The sequence below is a fragment of the Bacillus sp. CH_70 genome (assembly GCF_038007045.1).
Lineage (GTDB): Bacteria > Bacillota > Bacilli > Bacillales > Bacillaceae_G > Bacillus_A > Bacillus_A cereus.
This window is the reverse complement of record NZ_JBBOWL010000001.1, coordinates 2,369,022-2,389,008: the sequence shown is the minus strand read 5'-3', so window position 1 is coordinate 2,389,008 and position 19,987 is coordinate 2,369,022. Positions and strand designations below refer to the sequence as shown.

Here is a 19,987-nt window from a genome sequence, read left to right as displayed (position 1 = left end):
AACTTATCTTCGTTATAAACGTAGGTTTTAAATGACAAAAAAGCTACAAAGTTTCCTTGGAGCACTTTGCAGCCTTCTATCTTTTTGTTTCCTTTAGCAAAATAATGGTTAGTGAATTTTCATTTTTGGGATACTTATACCCATGTTTAAGTCTTTACATTGGAGACAGCAGATAACAAGCTTATATTACTGTATATTTTTCACGGTACTGCCTGGGAGTCATGCTAGTGATTTTTTTGAAAACTCTTATAAAATAACTTTGGTCATTAAAGTTAAGCCACGCACAGATATCTGATAACGAATAAGTAGTGAGTGTTAATAATTTTTTTGCTTCTTCCACTCGTTCCCTTTGAATATATTCGCTTAAAGTAATTCCCATTTCTTTTTTAAATAGTTTAGACAGATAAGTAGGCGTAATTTCTAAATGATTAGCAAGTTCATTCAGAGATATTCCATCGTAAACATTTTTATTAATATGTTTTATACATGTAGTAACCGCGTAAGAATACTTTTTTGCATTGTATTCTTTCACACGATCTGCAAAAGTACGTAAAGCATCCCCTGACAATCGCTTTACAGATTCTACATTATCTAATTGTTCCAGGGTTTGTATATATAAAATACTATGAGCAAAAGCAATATCTGGTGGCAGGTTTCCTTCTATTGCATATCGAGTGGCTAAGGTAATCGCAATAATTCCAAGGTTTTTTTGATTCCTGAGCGGATCCTCTATTAGCATAAGTTCAACATCTTCTTGCGAAACCGCATACATATACTGTATTAACTTTTTTTATTGCCTTCTTTAATAGTCGAAAAGAAATCATTTACTAATGCCATATTGTGCGTTTTAGGTTTGTTTTGTCGGCGTTTTAAAATATATAAATCAGGTTTCACATTTTTATTAGGAATTTCCTCTAGTACTTTATTTTTTTCCAAGACAATATCTACATCTAACTTTTCATTGAAAATCATGTAATGTAATAAAATTCCCATATCAATTAATGTAGTTTTTTTAATCTCAGATAAACACTGATAATAGGCAAGTCTTTCTTGAATGTTATCATTTGATTTAAATTCTTTCTGAAATTTTATGATCATATCATCTGAATCTTTTGGATGTATAGTAGGACCGATTATAATAGTCCCTTTAATATCATCATGATTTTCTATATGAATTAGAACAAAATTTTCAAGATAGTTGTTACTTCGAAAAAGTGGCAAGTTAAAGGGATCGTTTTCTTGATAAATATCACTAAGATGTTCTTCTTTTGAAGAATAAAAAGGACTACAAACATTATCAGATGTAGAATGATATAAAATTTTTCTGTCTGCAGATAAAATATGTACAGGGGCATTAAATGCTTTATGTGCAAGATCACACAAGTGTTGTATATCGATAGAAGTATTCATTACATTCTCCTTTATAGATCCATAAAATATATTCTGTTAGATATAATTCACGACAAATAATACTATAAAATATCAAATTAGTACAATTCACAACAAAATATTACTATATCTTTTTTATAAAAATCATATATTATTTAATTGTAGTTAGCATCTAAACATCAGAGTAGATAAGTAAATGAAATAAGTTAAGTTCTTTTCTTAATTCTACAAGATATAATTATTGAACTTGAGAAAACAGTGAAGTACTACAAAATACAGTGGTAGTCAATGCGAGGACCAAGCTGGAAAAAGATTTAAAATACAGCGAAAGTAACAGGAGATACTGTACCACCGCAAGAAACAACAGTCAAAGTTCCAATTCAATCACTTATACAAATTGAATTCAAAAAAATAAATACTGCTAATTTAAATATGAAACTGAAAAACTATTTTGCTCCAAATTTTAAAAAAAGATAATAAAGAAGTTGTGAAATTGGATACAGATGAAAGCGATACGGTTATTTTTGAAGCACTATGCTTTGAAAAGTACAAGGTGGAGGAAATTCAAGTACTCAACTAAACATAAAAAAACGAATGGAATATTCAAAAAAATGACACTATATTACTGGTCGCAACATTAGTTTTACTTTCCACAAAAGAGGAAAATATATAGACTTTACAAATACTAAAAATAGCAAACTAGATAGTTTTATTACCGCATCACATAAAGTGAAACTTTAATCAGTGGGGGTTTTGTTCATCCCCACTGATTATTAGCCCACACCAATCGGGCTTTTACGGACAGTTGATCCCCCACCTAACTTCTTTGCTTCCGCTGAATTTTGAGGTGGGGGTCATACTGCCCAGCAAACAGCGAGATAAACTTATTATTAATTTCCAAATACAATAGTTGTTAATCAACAAACAACTTCAATAACCAAGGTGCACAGTAAATTGACCTCAAAACAATAATTACTACAATATCAGGTTTTACTTATTCTATAAAAAAGAAATATCACTTAAAAACTATTCCTTTATATCGATTTAGACATAAAACATTTTATTATATCGGCTTAAGTATTATGGAATTAAAATTATAAATAACACCAAAATCCTTTTAAAGGCTTATACATCGTTCGTATCGAATTTATCACCTTTCGATACCTATGTCATTAGCACAACTAAAAAAGATTATTACAAAGGAATCTGAGAGGTTTTTTCAATTTAGAAATTTATTTTTTTGTAAATTAAAGGAAAAATAATCCGTATATATACGGATTATTTTCTTAGTGTAGTCTGTATTGACCTGTTAACTGTTTTTCAGCCATTCAAACTAAGCGTTTTGTAATCTCTCCAACGATCCGAACCATTTGCAGATGATGTGATGTATCAGGTCCCAGTGTGACCTAGTTCAAAAGCACTTTCATAATTCATTTGCTCAATAGTACTTGTAGTAGCAGAAATAAGAATTTCATTTGTATTACTTTCGCATGAGCAACCTAATTTATTCCAGTATTTTTATAGGAACCCTTTCCCTCCCCTTATTCCACCAATTAAATTTGAAACACAAATGTACATTGCATTTCAATATAACAATAAAAGCTACAAAAGCTACGAATTTACTACTTTAAAGTTAAGTGTTTAACCTTGAAGTACTTAAATTCTTTTTTCCAGATAAAGCATACATTATATCTTGATGTTTTATTGTCCTCTTATAATTATGTGGTATCGGGAATTTTTTTCGGTATTCTTTCATTATAATTAAAGTTTGAAGTTCTATGCTCAATACTTTTGCGAGGATATGATAGTTATATCCATTGTTTAACAGAGAAATTATGTCATAAAACATAGTTTTTCCACCCACTAATTTTACTAATTTATTCTTTAACTCATCCCCTTTTTCTTTAGCTTTATCAATTTCTAACAACATAGATTTTTTATTTGTCTGCTTAATGTATTGAGTATACAACTCTGGGAATTCTTTTTGTACTTCTTTGTTTAATACTGGTTTATATTTAATCATATAAGTAACTTGTAACAAAGAGCGTTTTAACAAACTATCTTCAATGAGATACGCTACTTTATTAAATAAATGTACATATTCCTCAATATTGGAATAACTATTAAAATGAGCTAATACTCTACTTTTTATACTAAAAGCCTTGCCTACATAAATAATATTGTCATTATAGTCTTTAATGAAATAAATACCACTGTCAGATTTTTTCAATTTATTATCCAATTCTTCTATACTCATAAAATGCAATTCACTCATACTTCTCTCTCCTTAGCAGTGTTAAATCGTAAAAAACAAGCAAGGTTTCTAAAAAAGTACTTAGCTGCCCTAGCATCTCTTATTTTATCTCTTGCTAAATGTCAAAAAACTGTTTCTATGTTACTCAACTATCAATATGATTATTAATAAAATTTTCGATCGTTATTATCTCGCAATTTTATCATGTAATTTCGAGATCGTTTCCTCATTTAAATTACTGTATTTTATCGAATAAAGGAAATATACTACTACCCCAATAGTAATCCAAATACTAAAGTACACCCATGTCCTTAACGGTAAATTTAGCATTAAAAACACACAGCATACAATTGCAACGCATGGTAATACAGGTACAAAAGGTACCATAAATCCACGTTTTAAATTTGGATGTGATTTACGAAGGATAATAACTGATAGACAAACTAACGCAAACGTCACCAAACTACCGATATTAACTAAATTAACTAATTCTTTCAAATCAATAAACCCAGCTATTATAGAGCTCCCTATTCCTGCTAATCCAGTTATAAAAGTGGGTGCTCCAGTTTTCTTATTAACTTTCGCAAATGATTTCGGTAACAATCCATCACGACTCATTGCAAAGAATACTCGTGTTGCCGCATACATATTGGAAAAAATAACAGCCATAAGGCCAATTACAGCACCTGCAGCAATTGCACCAGCGACTTTTCCTTGTCCTACAACTTCCATTACATAAGCCATTGCCTCAGGAACATTTAATTCTTTATAGGAAACCATTCCTGTCATAACAAGGCATACCATAACATAAATAATTGTACATATGATTAATGATGCAATAATACCGATGGGAAGATTACGTTTCGGATCTTTTACTTCTTCTGCTGAAGTTGCTAATATATCAAAACCCGTAAAAGCGAATAAAATAGCTGCTCCACCCGTAAAAACTCCACTTAAACCGTATGGTGCAATTGGTATCCAGTTCATTGGTTTTACATAGAATATACCAACCGTAATAAACAACAAAATCATTCCAATTTTAATCAATACCATTATATTATTGATTCGTTTACTTTCTCTCGTACCACGAGATAACATCCATGCCAATATCAATGTAATAATTACTGCTGGTAGATTCACAATACCACCATGCGAAGGAATCGTTACTAGAGCTTTAGGTATCTCTAATCCAAACCCCTTTATTAAATTGTGGAAATAGCCTGTCCATCCAGCAGCGACAGCCGCTGTTGCCACGATATATATTAACAGCAATGACCAACCTACTAGATGAGCAACAAACTCACCAATTGTTGCATATGAGTACGTATATACACTACCAGATGCCGGGAGTGTGGAAGCAATTTCTGCGTAACATAATGCTATAAATCCACATATAATTGCTGCAAGTACAAATGAAAAAATAACTGCTGGACCAGCATCTCTTGCTGCTACTAATCCAGTTAACACAAGTACCCCTGTTCCAACTATCGAGCCTATCCCTAACATAATTAAATCAAATGCTCCTAATGTTTTCGTTAAAGTCTTGCTTTGATTATGCTCTAACAATTGTGTAACGGATTTCTTTTTTAATAACTTACTCATATTCTCTGTATCCCCTTTAAAATAAGGTTTGCTCTTCTCATTATTGTTGTATATAAATTTACTTAGTTATTACATAGTCTTATAATATTTCTTTTACATTAAATAGATTTGAAATATTATATAAATTCGCTTCTCACTTACTAGTTAAACTAGACATTTCCATAGATTTTTGCGTACAACGTTTCATAGCTGAAATGATAGCTGTTCTTAAACCTTTTTCTTCTAGCGTTACTACAGCTTCTATCGTCGTTCCACCTGGAGAACAAACCATATCCTTCAATTCACCTGGATGTATTCCTGTTTCCAATACCATTTTTGCAGAACCTAATACAGCCTGAGCCGCAAATTTATAAGCTTGTTTTCTCGGCATACCGCCAAGTACAGCAGCATCTGCCATGGCTTCTATAAACATATACACATATGCTGGAGAAGAACCACTAATAGATGTAACAACATCCATTAGTTTTTCATTTACGACCTCCGTCTGGCCGAAAATATTAAATATGTTAAGTACCTCTTTTATATCTTTTTCTGTAACCATTTCATTAAAACATAACGCAGACATTCCTTCTCCAACAAGTGCCGGTGTATTAGGCATTACTCTAACAACCTTTAACTTTCTACCAAATTCATTCTCAGTGCTCTTAATACTTTTTCCTGCAGCAATAGTTACAACGATTACATCATTTTTTATTTGATCTTTTATTTGGTTAATTACCGATGAGTATAAATCTGGTTTGATTGATAAAATTAAAATATCAGCACTGTTAGCGACTTCATTATTGTTAGTAGTTATAGTTATGCCATATTCATTACTAGCATTTTTTAAATTAATGACGTTTAAATCTGAACAAATTATTTGATCTGGAGAAACTATATTTTTTTTTATTATCCTACCTATCATAGCGATACCCATGTTTCCACATCCGATGAATCCTATTTGTTTATTCATAATAATTTGCTCTTGCTCCTTCTACTCTAAATTTTATTGATTTTGAAATTATTATTCTAAATAAGGGCTATTACAATTACTGGGTTTATCAATAGAATTTCAAAATTCTCCTTCCTATATAGAGCTTACATATACCTCTAATAACTTCTTTGCTTTCGCTGAATTTTGAGGTGGGGGTCTTACTGCCCGGCAAATAGCCGGATAAAATCATTTCTTTAATCTATAATAAGAAGGACATAAAAAAACAAAAAGTTACAAAAATTTTCAAATTAAAACTTTTATAACTTTTTGTTTTGATGCAAATATAATATTAATTAAGGTATCTCACCGTTTTAAACTTGACGCTCCATAATCTTGTATAGTTACATTTATATGATATTTAATCGGTACCTTACTAAATGTTTAATCCCAATTTTTTTTGACTTTCTCCCATGTTCTCGGGTGTTTAATTCTTAATTGGTTGCCAAAACCCGCAATATCGACTTGGTATTCTTTTTGTATTTTTTTTGTAACATGATGTACTAAGTGCTTTACTTCTTTTTCAATAGCTTTTTCTTCCCTTTTTAAAAATTCATTTTCAAAATCTTTTCCTGATTGCATCCAATTTTCAGACAAACGCCCTTCTGATTCAATGTTTACATCAAAGGAAATATTATTTCCGTTAACATGTGGTATGATTTTGCTTTTTATTGACTTTATTTCGTATATAATGAGTTTCTTTGATTCTTTATCAAAAGTTTTTACCACACCACCATTCCTTTTTCCGTTTATCCATACTACTCCTTCCAATTCCTGTTCATTTAAAAAGCCCATCAACTTTTTTGTCTTTCCTTTAATTACAGCAGCTCCTGCAAATTTTGTTTCTCCTTTTATCGAGATTACATTTTGCAAAAGAAAACTGGACCCTGACCGCATCTTTCCTTCCAATTTAGCGAGCGATACAGGAGGTAAAATCCTTGTTGTTCTATTTCTATTATCTGCAATTCCAGACAAACGAAATGCTGGGATTTCTCCTTTTTTGTTTGATTCCAGTACCTCCTTCGCTAGACCCTTGCTAATTAAGAGCATACAGCTAAGCCGAACTTCATTGTCACGGAGATACTGTTCAAGTAATTGTTCTAAACTGTATGTACGTACAAGACTATCACTAATAACAATGTTTTTTAAATGTGGGCTGAACATTGTGCTCTCTCTTTTCAATGAAAACTCACGAACAATTTGATGAATGGAATCACCGGTCTCAGAAACATTTATATAACGTTTTTGTTGTCCATTTCCTTTACTTTGTGCTTGCGAACTAACAATTTGATAAGTAGCTGTTATAAGATTTCTTTTAGGATAACCTCCTTCCTCATCCTCTTTCTCAATTGTTGAATCCTTCCCTTTATCTAGTGCTATACCTGCAGTTAAGCTCAACTCTTCTACTTCTTTACTGCTCCAACATCCTGTTAAAAATAGAAGCAAAAGCGTCCATAACAAAGCCAAATAGAACCGCATATAATTAAATTTATGTTTCACACTACTCCTCCTTTTAATCGCGTAATAATAAGAAGAAGCAGTGGCAGTAAACCAAATAAAAATAAAGCAGCATTACCGAGCATATCCCCCAATTTAAGCAAGTCATTTATATTTTTCGAAGTCATAGCAATGATGTAAATGATTGGAATTAAAGCAAAAATAAACGGATGAATACTCTTTTTAAAGAGTTGTGCTAATCCTAATGCAGCTGCATAATAACTAATCGTATAGGTAGCAAATATTTGCATAATCCATATTACAAGCAGTAAAGATTCAAAACGTTCAAATATCAATCCAGAAATTTCAAAACTGCGCATAAGGTCAATTGTCGGCCATGTTCTTGTTACAACTCCATCAATTGATAATGCACCAATAACCATTACAACAGTTATTACATAAAAGATTAACGGAATAGAAATTCCAACTAAAATAGCTTTTACTGCTTTATTTCGTTGTTCCATAAATACCAAAAGAATTAACATAATTTCAGGACCTGTATATGCGAGAGACGTTGTTTTTATCCCATCTAATACTGGTTTAATTCCCAAACCTAATACGGGACGGAGATTATCTATCTCGAATATTCCGATACTCATAAAGGAAATGATTAAAAAAATAAAAACAGTAATAGGAAATATTATTTCAAACATCCGTGCAATTGAATTAATACCACTCATAATCAAATAGAGACCTATCCACATAAAAGGCATAACAATAGCCCATGTGGGGGTTCCTTCTAGCAAAAAAAAGCTTATTACTTCTGCCATTGAACGAATTTGAAATGCTGAAGTTGTAAGAAAATACCCTATAATAAGAAAACTAAGCAACCTGCCTATCCATTTCCCTACAATATCTTGACTGTATTGATAAAATGTTTTATTTGGAAACTGCTGACTTAATTTGACCATAATTACTCCTGAAACCATTGCGAGTATCCCACCTAATATAACACTTAGCCATACATCTGGTGTTTTTACTTTTTCCACAGATGCTCTAGGCAAAGTGAGAATTCCTGTCCCAAGTATGTAATTTACAATAATAACAACTGCTTGCGAAGTTGTTATTCGGTCTTTAGGTTTCGTAATCACTGAAGGCCACTTCCTTTCGTCATCAGCTACCTTTTGCGGATAGTTTTTTTGGTATGCATTATTTTCGGTCGACGTCTCATTATTTTTAATGGCATGCGAACCATAAAATCTTTCCAGTCACTAAATCGATACGGAACAGCAGGGCTAGTATAAGGAACGCCAAAACTTTTCAGTTTCACTAAATGACTGCAAAGTAAAAGAAAGAAGAGAATAACACCATACAAGCCAAATATCGCAGCACAAAACATAGCTACAAAACGAAGAATGCGTAACGTAATTCCCACACTATATTGCGGAATAGTAAAAGAAGAAATAGCTGTTACCGCAACAACGATAACCATTATTGGACTAACAATTCCTGCTTCTACGGCAGCCTGACCAATTATTAAACCGCCCACAATTCCCATTGCAGGTCCAATCGGTTTAGGCAGACGTAAACCTGCTTCTCGCAAAACTTCGATAGCTACTTCCATAATTAACGCTTCTATTAAAGCGGGAAAAGGAACTCCTTCTCGCGATCCGATAATAGAAATAGCGAGCTTAGTGGGAATTAATCCTGGATGAAATGAAATAAAAGAAATATACAGTGCTGGAGCAAATAATGAAACAAAAGCTGTCATGAAGCGTAATAAGCGGAGAAGCGTACCAGGAAGCCACCTTTCATAATAATCTTCTGGTGATTGCAGCAGCATACTAAATGTAACTGGAGCAATTAAAACAAATGGTGTTCCATCTAACAAAATAGCTACTCGACCTTCCATCAAAGCACTAATAACACGATCAGGTCGTTCTGTATTTTGAATCTGCGGAAAGGGACTGAGATAATTATCTTCAATGAGTTGCTCTATATAACCAGATTCGAGTACACTGTCTATGTCAATTTTCTGAATTCTGTTTTTTATTTCATCCACCAATTCTGTACTAGCAAGATCTTTAATAAATGCGACAACTAACTCTTTCTTTGCACGTTCTCCTACTGGTAGCTTTACTAATGATAAGCTCTCATCCGCACAATGTCTTCGCAAAAGTGAGGTATTATCACTTAATACTTCAGTAAAACCGACCCGTGGCCCTCTGACTAATGCCTCCGATACTGGTTCTTCAATGTTTCGTTTATTTGCTTTTGTTGTACCAAGAATAAACACATCTGCTAAACCATCAATTAAAAGAGCTGTTGAACCTATCAATACTTTGGGTATTAAATCTTTTATGTAATGGACTTCTGCTACTTCACTAATTGTAAGAACTTTATTTTTAATATATTCTTTTGAAACAGTCCCCTCCACATAAGAAGATTCATTTTTATATTCATCAGAAAAATCATCCATTAGTAATTTCATAATATGTTTGTCAATTATCTCTTTATCTGATAGACCATCAACAAAAACGATCCCAGCTTGAATATCTGTGCGTCCAATATTAAACTTCCGAAAGCGAACATCAGAATTATGTCCGATTTGTTGCTTTATAAGTTCTAAGTTAGAGGCAAAATCATTTGTGAAATGAACGTTTGCATTTTGAGATGGTTTATGATCTTGTTTCGTTTTACTTTGAATATTATTTTTTTTCACTTGTTTGTCTCTTGACTTCCACCAACTCATTCTTCCCACTCTTTCTCTGCCATACGAACCCAATGAAAAAATCTTGAGATAGTATACGGAATTAAAAACAAGATAAAAGCTTGTACAAAGACTTTCCAATCTGGAAGATAAGAAGTAATTACGTTCCACATTTTTATCACCCAATTTATATACTCTGCTAGGATTGAGATTTCTAAAAAACGATATGTACTTAATAAAAAATAACTATAAGATTAAAGAGCAGAAAAGCGAGACATTATGCTTATTTAGTACCAATAACCTAATTAGTATAAAAACATTTCTGACCTAAAATACCATTTCCAATTATAATTTGTTAAATATTATCTCCTTTTCCCTTATTTATATGCCCGCATTTGAATTTCAAATAATATAAGGATCAATGATATTTCCTCTTAAAGAAAAAAAGATGCTAGAAGATAGCATCTTTTTTTAAATTCAACTTACTATGTATTTATATTTTATTGTGAAAATACTCGTTTTTTTTAATGAATATTAATGTTTAAAAAAATAAAAAATACATATTCTTTTGTTCTAAGTTCATACACTTCTACCGAATTGATACGGAATTTTCTGATTTTAAAACTAATATGAAATAAAAGAGAATAAAAAGAAAAATTATTATCAATCTATCAATTGAAAATAATTATTAGCAAGAGTTTATCATCTTAACTCCAGGTGTATTCGTTTTGCTTCAAAATAAAGAACTTGAATAAATTTTTTCGTATCAATACGAGCAGGTAATGTTGGTTCATTATTCAATTCTGTCATCTTTCTCCTTACGGTAGTAAAATCAAAAAATCTAGAAGCATAATTTTCGAACTTCGGGTTTAAAAAATCAGTAAGTCCAAGGGATGCTAAATGGTTTAATGATTGATAAATTGCTCTCCGAATCCGTTGTTTGGAAGCTTCTATGAACCTTTTTAATTCGGCATCTTCAGCTGAATCCCCAAGTTTTTTTTGAGCCAAATTCATAAAAATCTCTTTTAGTGAGGGAAAGCCTTGTTCCAACTTGTTATCTTGTTCATATTTATATAAATAATCTAGCATATCCATTAAATCTTTACTTCCACTTTCACTGGCTATTCCTAATTCAGACAAAAGAAAATGAATGGAATTTTGAAAATGATTGAAAGTATTTAAATGTTTTTCACTACGGTATTTTTCTTGCGTACTTAAATTACTATCCAATTTTAGTACCATATTAAGCGATTCTTGAATGTTTTTTATTGATTTTTCCAAACGAATTCGTTCAATGACTTTCCGAACAACTGTTAATACTTCAATCCGATTAATTGGCTTAATAATATAGTATTCAACACCAAGCGAATAAGCTTCAGCAATTAATTCTTTTGATTCTACTTGAGAGACCATGATGATTTTCCCTTTAAACGAAGGCTTTATTTGACGAATTGTTTTTATTCCATCTTGATTCGGCATTAACAAATCGATAAATAAAATGTCTATATTTTTAAGGATTACCATTTGTTGCTCTAAAGATAAACCATCCTCAGCTTCTCCTATAACCTCCCCAAGATCTTCATCCTCGATAATTTGAGCCAACATTGAGCGAACCGCTTTTTCATCATCTACTATATAAAAATACATAGAATCACCCTTTCGAAATTATATGATCAATCCCTAATCTAATTATAAAAATTGATCCTTTTCCTTCGGTTCTGTCCTCAAGCGTAACATCACCTTCAAGTTGTTCGACCATTTCTTTAACATACGATAATCCGATACCTGTCGATGGGTTGCCTAAATCATCATATTTAGAAGTAAACCCAGGCTCAAAAATTGAATCTTTATATTTTGAAGAAATACCAGGACCATTATCGCCTATTTGAAATTCAACAAAATGGTGGTCTTTATTAATGTCAATTGTGATGGTTCCCATACCTTGGATAGCTTCTACAGCGTTTGTAACGATATTATTTATAATAGATAAGATTGTGTAAATATGATAATGAGGATGCACACCATCAATTTTATACACAAATTGGATGTCTTTCTCTAGCAACCGTGCATATTTCGTATTTGCCCGTATAATGATATTTACTAGTTCATGCACAGACATATAATCTGTAAAACTTTCATCAGAAATTAATTTTGAAAGTCCCGCAAAAATACGTTGGTTATCCTTTTTAACGTCATGGACCTCACCAGCAATTTGTAATGCCTGTTGCCTTAAATCCTCAAACTGAAAATCCATCTGTTTGTGCTCAAAGGAGTCTAAGGTTTTATATAAATCATAGGATTTTTTTGTTATATTCTCAGCATCTTGTAATGTTTTCTTTAAATGAACAGCATCTTCATATAAATTAGAGATGAGCATGAGCATGTGTTCATTTTGCTTCTTTATATGTCTCTCCCTTGATTGCGCTTCATACAATTTCATCATATTGAAAAAGCTTAGAACTATAAAACTATGGGAACATGCGATAACAATGATCTCATTTATTGCCTCGGATGTGATCGATGTTTTTAATACGAAATATTGAATCATTAATTCCACACAGTCTGACAGTATTTCAATCATGCAACCAATAAAACCAATCATTAGTGGTTGATGATAAAAACGTTTGATTTTTGCTAAATGAAAGAGATACGAATAAGTAAAATAAAAGAAAAAACTAGGATAGTGAGTATGAAAAGCGGCTAGCCAATCCATATTTCCCTTTATAATGACATCCATTGAGATACGAAATACTACCACGACTATCGCTGTTAAAAAACCCGGTAAAAATGCTGGAATTCGTCGAAACAATAACAAAAAAAAGAAAAATGTTGGTGCGCCAAAGCTCATTCTAAATGTTTCATTTAAAGGAAATGACTTTATTTCACCTACTAAGGGTACTGTAAGTATCATTAAAACGAGAATATAGATGTCTTTTTTTACTAAATTACTAAGATTCAAAATAATCACTTCTCACTTTCGCCTAACAGTCAGTATACAAACCTATTTGCATTAATACAATACTTACTCTATTTTTTTCAAAAACTGATAAATAAGATATAAACGAAAGCATTATAGATTGTGAGTATTCATTACACCCTTCTACTTTAGAAAGATACTTTATAACTCAAAAATGTTCAGACACAATATAAGGTCTGAACACTTTTGGACTCGCTCTAACACCAAAATATCTGTGCTCCTTTTTAAAATATACTTAAATCCCATTCTTTTGCAATATGTTCCAACAACATAATTCCTGGTAAACTATTCCCATACTCATCAATGGCTGGTCCGTAAATACCAATACCACATCCATCTTGAAACGATAAATCCTTCCTAGATTTTGAGGGAACAAGTGTCATAATTCCGCCCGATACCCCACTCTTAGCTGGTAATCCAATGAAAGCAGCAAATTTTCCGGAAGCATTGTACATTCCACAAGTAAGCATTAAAGCTTTTGTTAACCTAGCTACTTCTTTAGGGAGCACTTGTTCTTTGCGAATAGGATGATATCCATCATGTGCTAGTATAAGCCCTATTAAGGCAATATCTTCTGTATTTATTTCAATCGAACATTGTTTTAGGTAAACCTCTAGTGTCTCCTCCACATCTGATTCTAGAAAACCATTCTCCTTTAAATAGTATGCTAATGCTCTATTACGATGAGCCGTTTCCCATTCTGATTGAAATACTATTTCATTAATAGCGGGACGCTTCTCTATCATTTTTTCAATTAATACGTATAGAGATTCTAATTTTTCTTGCACCGATGTTCCTGGCAAAAGTGAAGCTATCGTAATTGCTCCAGCATTAATCATAGGATTAAAAGGTTTTCCTGGTTTATGTATCTCTAAACGAATAATTGAATTAAAGGCATCTCCAGTTGGCTCTACGTCAACTCGTTCTAATACATAAGAAATACCGCGACTTAAACAAGCGGCTATAAAACCGATTACTTTTGATATACTTTGTAATGTGAAAGGTATCTCCCAATCTCCTGATTTTATCATTGTTCCATCTGGCTTTACTATACAAATACCTAACTGCGATACATTTATTTCCCCCAGAGCAGGAATATAACTGGCGCTTCGTCCCTTAGCTGCATACGTTCGATAATGAGCTACCCATTGATCTAAGCAAACTTTTTCTTGACCCTCAACTTGAACGCTAGAATCCTTTATCATTTAATCATATTCCCCCGTACTATTAACTTTATATAGAATGATTTTTTCTTTACTATAATCAATACTATTTGCACTAGAACCAAGAAAAATATTCAGACATATTGCAGTCTGAATATCCTTCTTATTACACACTTTTCTTTTTTGAAGTTTTCTCATAACTATCCCAACATTCAATATTTTCAAGTCCTTTAATGTTTTCTTTATAAAAAATAGGATCTTTACCAGCTTTTTTCTGGTTTATATAATCTTGTAACGCCGCAAATGCTACTTTTGAAAGTAAGGTAATAGCAATTAAATTAATAATAACCATAAAGCCCATAAATAAGTCCGCTAAATCCCATACAATTTGAATCTTTGCAACAGAACCAAATACAATCATAGCCAACACACTTATTCTGTATATCATTAACCACACTTTACTTGTATGTAAGAAGCGAATATTTGTTTCACCATAATAATAGTTGCCAATTAACGCACCAAATCCAAATAAAAAAACAAAGATAGCAAGACAACCCGATGCCCAAGGACCTATGTGTTCACTTAATGCTGCTTGTGTAAGTGCAATACCATTTAACCCCGGTTGTTTATATGCATCAGACAGCAAAATAATAAAGGCAGTGCTAGTACAAATGATCAGTGTATCCGTTAATACACCAAATGCTTGAATCAGTCCTTGTTTCACCGGATGACTTGTTGTTGCTGTTGCGGCAACGTTTGGTGCACTTCCCATACCAGCTTCATTTGAAAATAAACCACGTTTAACTCCATTCATAAGTGCTGCACCAATTGAACCGCCTGCTATTTGTTTAAAACCAAATGCGTTTTGAACAATAAGAGAAAGAACTTCCGGCATTTTTGATATGTTGGTAACTACAACAAATAATGCAACTCCAATGTATAATACCGCTAAAAATACCACCTTGTATTCAGCCATTTTTGCAATACGTTGTACACCACCAAAAATAATCGCAGCGAAAGCAATGGCCATGATTATCCCAACTGTTAGACGATCTGTACCAAATGAGTTTTGAAAAGCAATTGTAACTGTATTTGATTGTACTGAATTGAATACAAGACCAAAAGTAATTGTGATTAAAATAGAGAATAATACTCCCATCCAACGTTTATTCAACCCTTTTTCCATATAATAGGATGGACCACCGCGGAAACCAGTTTTATCTTTTACTTTATATATCTGTGCTAATGTGCTTTCGACAAAACTGGAGGCCGAGCTAATAATAGAAATAATCCACATCCAAAATACAGCTCCAGGACCACCTAATGCAATTGCAATCGCAATTCCTGTGATATTCCCTGTTCCAACGCGGGCTGCCATACCAATACAAAACGCTTGAAAAGGAGAGATTTGATCTTTAGAACCACTTTTCCCCTCCATTAATACACGGACCATCTCTTTTAACATTCGAAACTGTACAAAATTCAATTTAAATGTAAAATAAATTCCGCAAATAACAAGCATAATAATTAACAATTTAGACCATAAAAAATCATTTGTTGATCCGACTAAGTCTACAAAAAGCCTTTCCATACCATCACTCCATGCCAAAATTTGTATATCATAATCTATATAAAATCACCTATATTTCCTGGTACAAATACCTCTTTCATATTCAAATACAACAAGGATAAAAATTTTCTATATTAATCGGATTGGCCTGTTTAAGCAAACATCACAACATGTAACCGTAAAACTGAAATTTTGAAGTACTTAACGCTTATACAAACGGATGCTCTACCCCTTTCTGCAAACTAATATTTTTATCCACTAACATTGTTGTACTATTATGTTTGTTTCGTTTACCGGTGATTTAAATCATAATAATCAATAGTGATTAAGTGTTTTTTTGTTAATTGTCTCAAGAACATGGAAATATCTCTTTTCTCACTACTAATCTCAAAAATAGGCTAGGTAAAAACTTCGCGAAAAATCTATAAAGCGCTTTCACTATTCAACTAAGAAAACCTTGTCTTTAATTTATAATTAAAAGTACAGAATGTTACGAAAAAGTACAGATTTTTATAAAAACAAAAAATATTTTAAGTCTTTTTTCATCTAAAAAACACTGAGATTTTGTGAATTTTATACAGTATCCAAACGTCGCAGATTCCGTTCTACCTAACCTTTGACAAGCCTCTATTTTCTTCATAAAAACATGCATACTTTTCTCTTTTAGAAGTTCATATAAAGGATTTGAAATCAAGAATCAACGAAATGTTATAAGAATATTTAAAAAATAAAACATTTAATTTATTTATGGTATCATACAAAAAACATTTGTTTTATCAATTAATCCCCCTAGTGGGATTCCTCTATATTGCACATATTTACAACATTACAGACACTTAGCAAAAAAGGATTTTGTTGAAGGGATGAAACATTACAAAACTCTTATTTAGAACCTTATGTCATCCTCTTTTCTAGCAATATCGAGTTATCCAAAAATATGATTTTGACAGCTCCACAAATAAAAAACTACTCATATTATTATTTTTTTGAAAACGTTATTAATATGATTCCATTTAAGTTTCAAATTTTAGAACAACCAATTGATAAGAAAAGCTATTAATTTTATTGCAATATAAGAGGATTTGTTGAATATCTATCATTAAATGTATATTTCCTTTGCTTTTCATTCTACTAACATAGATTACAGGTGGTGTATTGTGAAAGAAATAGTATTCGTTCAAAATAAAAAAAGACTCCTTATGAAATTCAAATTTTTAAAAAAGGATTTAATACTTACCATTTCACTGATACTAGCAATTGTAAGCTGCTTAATACATTCACCAAAGATCGAATATATTAACTTTGAAGTGTTAATTAGCTTATTTAATCTAATGGTGGCCATTAAGGCCTTTGAACAGCTAAAGATATTAGACAAACTTGCCGTTGTGATTTTAAATAAATGCAATAACAGCAGGTCAATATCTATTATTCTAATTTTGTTATGCTTTATTTGCTCCATGGTTGTAACAAATGATGTCGCCCTCCTCACTTTTGTACCAATAACACTTGTCATTAGTAAAAAAACAAAAATGAACATGATGGATACAATCATCCTGCAGACAATTGCGGCAAACATCGGCAGTAGCTTGATGCCTATGGGAAACCCACAAAATTTATATCTATATTCTTACTATGGAATTAAGCTCATCCCATTTTTAGGTTCAATCCTGCTTTTAGCTGTACTTGGAATCAGTTTGTTATTTATATTTACTCAAAAACTTCAAAAAACAGATTTGAAAATAGAACTACCTGTAATTACCGTGAAAAATCGAAAAAAAGCTACCGTCTGGATTTTGATACTTATCACTATCATTGCATCTATTTTTGGTGTCATTAATTATTACATTGCGCTAATAGTCACATTGATAGCTGCATTTACGTTAGATAGAAACTTACTTTTTAAGATCGATTACTTTCTTCTAATAACCTTTGTCGGTTTTTTTATTTTTATCGGAAACATTTCCCATTCGGATGCGCTGGAGACATTTGCTCGCGCTAATTTAAGAGGAGATACTTCAGTCTTCTTTAGTTCCATATTTTTGAGTCAATTGATTAGCAATTTTCCTACTTCAATTCTTCTATCAAACTTTACTTCTGATTGGAAAGCTTTATTACTAGGAGTAAATATTGGAGGGCTTGGAACAATTATCGCATCTTTAGCCAGTGTAATCTCCTATAAACTATTCATTCAGGCCAATGTTAAAGAGAGTAAGGCGTATTTAATTAAATTTAGCATTTACAACTTTTCATTTTTAATCATACTTACATGTATACAATACTTTATTTTTAAATTTCTATAACTTTAAAAAGTGATTACTACTAGAATAATAAAAACCAAAACTTTCTCAACATTAAATTGAGAAAGTTTTGGTTTTAAAGTACATAATACTTACAATTAGCATTATAAGCAAGATCCACAAATTGCATCAATTAACTCACCAGTTATCCAACGACTGTCTGATGATGAAAGAAAACCTCTAAAAACTAGTTGATAATCTTTTAGAATTTAACTTTCCTATAATACTCTTTGCTATTTCTTCAATATTTTCATTTAGAAAGAAATGACTACCTTCAAAAGAATGAAAAGTACACGTTTTACTTGTATATTGCTTCCATTTTATTACTTGATCATATGTAGTAAATTCATCATTTTTCCCATTAAATATAAGAAAATCAATATCACATGGTTGTATATTATTATCATGAATGTATGTCTCGACAATCTTAAAATCTGCTCTTAAAATAGGGAGAAAAATCTCCATTAATTCTTCTGATTGAAGTACCCCAGATGGTGTACCTCCCATTGCAATAACTTCTCTTTTAAATTGTTCATTAGGAAGATTATATCGGATATTTTTTATTTTACTATTTGGATGGTTTCTACCGGACAAAACAAGAAATTCAGGTAATTCGTTATTAGAATCCTGTATTTTCCTGGCTACTTCATAGGCAATCAAACTCCCCATGCTATGCCCGAATAGAATGTACGGCGAAGCTTCTATTTGCTTAACTATACTAGTGTAGGCATCATTTACGGCCTCTTCCATACCTTGGTACAAGCTTTCTTCAATTCTATATCCTCTGCCAGCTAATTCTATCGGGACTACTTCAATATATGGATTAAAGTAATTTTTCCATTTTGCGTAGTTAAACGCAGATCCCCCAGCATGTGGAAAGCAAAAAAGTTTAGTCTTCTGCATTGATTTTCTCCTTACTTTCAAATTTGTATATAGTTTGGCAAATTGTATAAATGTCTTTAATTATTATCTCTTGCGGAAATTCATCTCTTGTTGCACAAGCAGATAACTTATAATTTGAATCAATGTTATATTGTTTAAAGTAAAAGTTTTTAGGTATATGCTTGTATGAAATTGAAGTTCGTGATTCTTTTTTTATAGAGAATGAATTTAATGGGGTATAAAGCCCTTTTCCAATCGTTTTTATATAGCTTTCTTTTAATGTCCATAAATCATAAAAATAATTAATTTGTTCATCAGAATTCATATTAGATATATCATAAAATTCTTCCGCTGAAAAAAATTCTTTTGCTAATTTAAAAGCCTCTATTTCTGAAACTTTTTCTATATCAATACCCACATTAAAATTAGCAGTAGTACAAACCACCCATTCTCCTGAATGAGACACATTAAAATGAAAGTCAGAAAAGTTTTCAACAAAAGGTTTTCCATACTCATTATATATAAATCTAATTTCTTCATTATTAATTTTATACTTTTGGCAGATTAGAGATCGGATTAGTAAATCCCCTATCAGGGTCCTATTAATGTCGCATGAATTTAATAATCGCTTCATTCGCTCTTTCTTCCCATTTGAAACCAAGTTACTAAGTTTCTTAAACAAATGACTTTCAATATTCTTTGGTATTTTCACAGCGTGAATTTGTATGATAAATCA

The 19,987-nt window shown here is 31.7% G+C and carries 14 protein-coding genes and 4 pseudogenes; 2 read left to right on the top strand and 16 right to left on the bottom strand.

Annotated features, from left to right (window positions below; genetic code table 11):
- Nucleotides 1-181: 181 nt before the first annotated feature.
- Nucleotides 182-1,410 (bottom strand): annotated as a pseudogene (locus N2V79_RS12125) (helix-turn-helix domain-containing protein).
- Between the two features lie 430 nt (nt 1,411-1,840).
- On the opposite strand from N2V79_RS12125, the gene N2V79_RS12120 reads away from it, so the two are divergent.
- Nucleotides 1,841-1,969: a peptidase gene (locus N2V79_RS12120; RefSeq protein ID WP_082188028.1), complete on the top strand. Its 129-nt coding sequence runs from the start codon at nt 1,841-1,843 to the stop codon at nt 1,967-1,969.
- A gap of 748 nt (nt 1,970-2,717) precedes the next feature.
- Here N2V79_RS12120 and N2V79_RS12115 read toward each other — a convergent pair.
- The 12 genes and pseudogenes from N2V79_RS12115 to N2V79_RS12060 all read right to left on the bottom strand — a co-directional run bounded on the left by N2V79_RS12115 (nt 2,718) and on the right by N2V79_RS12060 (nt 16,093).
- Nucleotides 2,718-2,859, bottom strand: a pseudogene (locus tag N2V79_RS12115) (spore protein).
- Between the two features lie 163 nt (nt 2,860-3,022).
- Nucleotides 3,023-3,664, bottom strand: a complete 642-nt coding sequence (locus tag N2V79_RS12110; RefSeq protein ID WP_001292163.1) for an excinuclease ABC subunit C — start codon at nt 3,662-3,664, stop codon at nt 3,023-3,025.
- A gap of 165 nt (nt 3,665-3,829) precedes the next feature.
- Nucleotides 3,830-5,245: an amino acid permease gene (locus N2V79_RS12105; protein WP_053564473.1), complete on the bottom strand. Its 1,416-nt coding sequence runs from the start codon at nt 5,243-5,245 to the stop codon at nt 3,830-3,832.
- 133 nt (nt 5,246-5,378) lie between these two features.
- Nucleotides 5,379-6,197 (bottom strand): pyrroline-5-carboxylate reductase, encoded by an 819-nt coding sequence (gene proC / locus N2V79_RS12100; protein ID WP_340719898.1) that lies wholly within the window; start codon nt 6,195-6,197, stop codon nt 5,379-5,381.
- Between the two features lie 324 nt (nt 6,198-6,521).
- Nucleotides 6,522-7,715, bottom strand: a pseudogene (locus N2V79_RS12095) (Ger(x)C family spore germination protein).
- Nucleotides 7,712-8,803, bottom strand: a complete 1,092-nt coding sequence (locus N2V79_RS12090) for a spore germination protein (RefSeq protein WP_089171015.1) — start codon at nt 8,801-8,803, stop codon at nt 7,712-7,714. Before N2V79_RS12090 ends, N2V79_RS12095 begins: the two are co-directional and overlap by 4 nt.
- A 26-nt stretch (nt 8,804-8,829) precedes the next feature.
- Entirely contained in the window at nt 8,830-10,404 is a 1,575-nt protein-coding gene (locus N2V79_RS12085; protein ID WP_000119220.1) for a spore germination protein, read from the bottom strand.
- Nucleotides 10,401-10,535: a hypothetical protein gene (locus tag N2V79_RS12080; RefSeq protein WP_000267389.1), complete on the bottom strand. Its 135-nt coding sequence runs from the start codon at nt 10,533-10,535 to the stop codon at nt 10,401-10,403. Before N2V79_RS12080 ends, N2V79_RS12085 begins: the two co-directional genes overlap by 4 nt.
- A 529-nt stretch (nt 10,536-11,064) precedes the next feature.
- Nucleotides 11,065-12,009, bottom strand: coding sequence for a response regulator (locus N2V79_RS12075; RefSeq protein WP_197241707.1), 945 nt, complete (start codon nt 12,007-12,009; stop codon nt 11,065-11,067).
- Nucleotides 12,010-12,013: 4 nt separating this feature from the next.
- The gene (locus N2V79_RS12070; protein WP_000584790.1) at nt 12,014-13,330 is read right to left on the bottom strand and encodes a sensor histidine kinase; all 1,317 of its coding nucleotides are present in this window, start codon (nt 13,328-13,330) and stop codon (nt 12,014-12,016) included.
- Nucleotides 13,331-13,563: 233 nt separating this feature from the next.
- Nucleotides 13,564-14,544, bottom strand: a complete 981-nt coding sequence (glsA, locus tag N2V79_RS12065) for a glutaminase GlsA (RefSeq protein WP_000588656.1) — start codon at nt 14,542-14,544, stop codon at nt 13,564-13,566.
- A gap of 124 nt (nt 14,545-14,668) precedes the next feature.
- Nucleotides 14,669-16,093, bottom strand: a complete 1,425-nt coding sequence (locus N2V79_RS12060; protein ID WP_065382360.1) for an alanine/glycine:cation symporter family protein — start codon at nt 16,091-16,093, stop codon at nt 14,669-14,671.
- A gap of 1,136 nt (nt 16,094-17,229) precedes the next feature.
- Here N2V79_RS12060 and N2V79_RS12055 point away from each other — a divergent pair.
- Nucleotides 17,230-18,372 carry an anion transporter gene (locus N2V79_RS12055; RefSeq protein ID WP_063547301.1) on the top strand — a complete coding sequence of 381 codons (1,143 nt, stop codon included), beginning with the start codon at nt 17,230-17,232 and terminating at the stop codon, nt 18,370-18,372.
- Nucleotides 18,373-18,473: 101 nt separating this feature from the next.
- On the opposite strand, the pseudogene N2V79_RS12050 reads toward N2V79_RS12055, so the two are convergent.
- From N2V79_RS12050 to N2V79_RS12040, 3 genes and pseudogenes are all read right to left on the bottom strand, one after another.
- Nucleotides 18,474-18,548: pseudogene (locus N2V79_RS12050) on the bottom strand (short-chain dehydrogenase); the annotation flags it as partial.
- A gap of 1 nt (nt 18,549) precedes the next feature.
- Nucleotides 18,550-19,272: a thioesterase II family protein gene (locus N2V79_RS12045; protein ID WP_340719897.1), complete on the bottom strand. Its 723-nt coding sequence runs from the start codon at nt 19,270-19,272 to the stop codon at nt 18,550-18,552.
- Nucleotides 19,259-19,963 (bottom strand): 4'-phosphopantetheinyl transferase family protein, encoded by a 705-nt coding sequence (locus N2V79_RS12040; protein WP_071729972.1) that lies wholly within the window; start codon nt 19,961-19,963, stop codon nt 19,259-19,261. Before N2V79_RS12040 ends, N2V79_RS12045 begins: the two co-directional genes overlap by 14 nt.
- Nucleotides 19,964-19,987 lie beyond the last annotated feature (24 nt).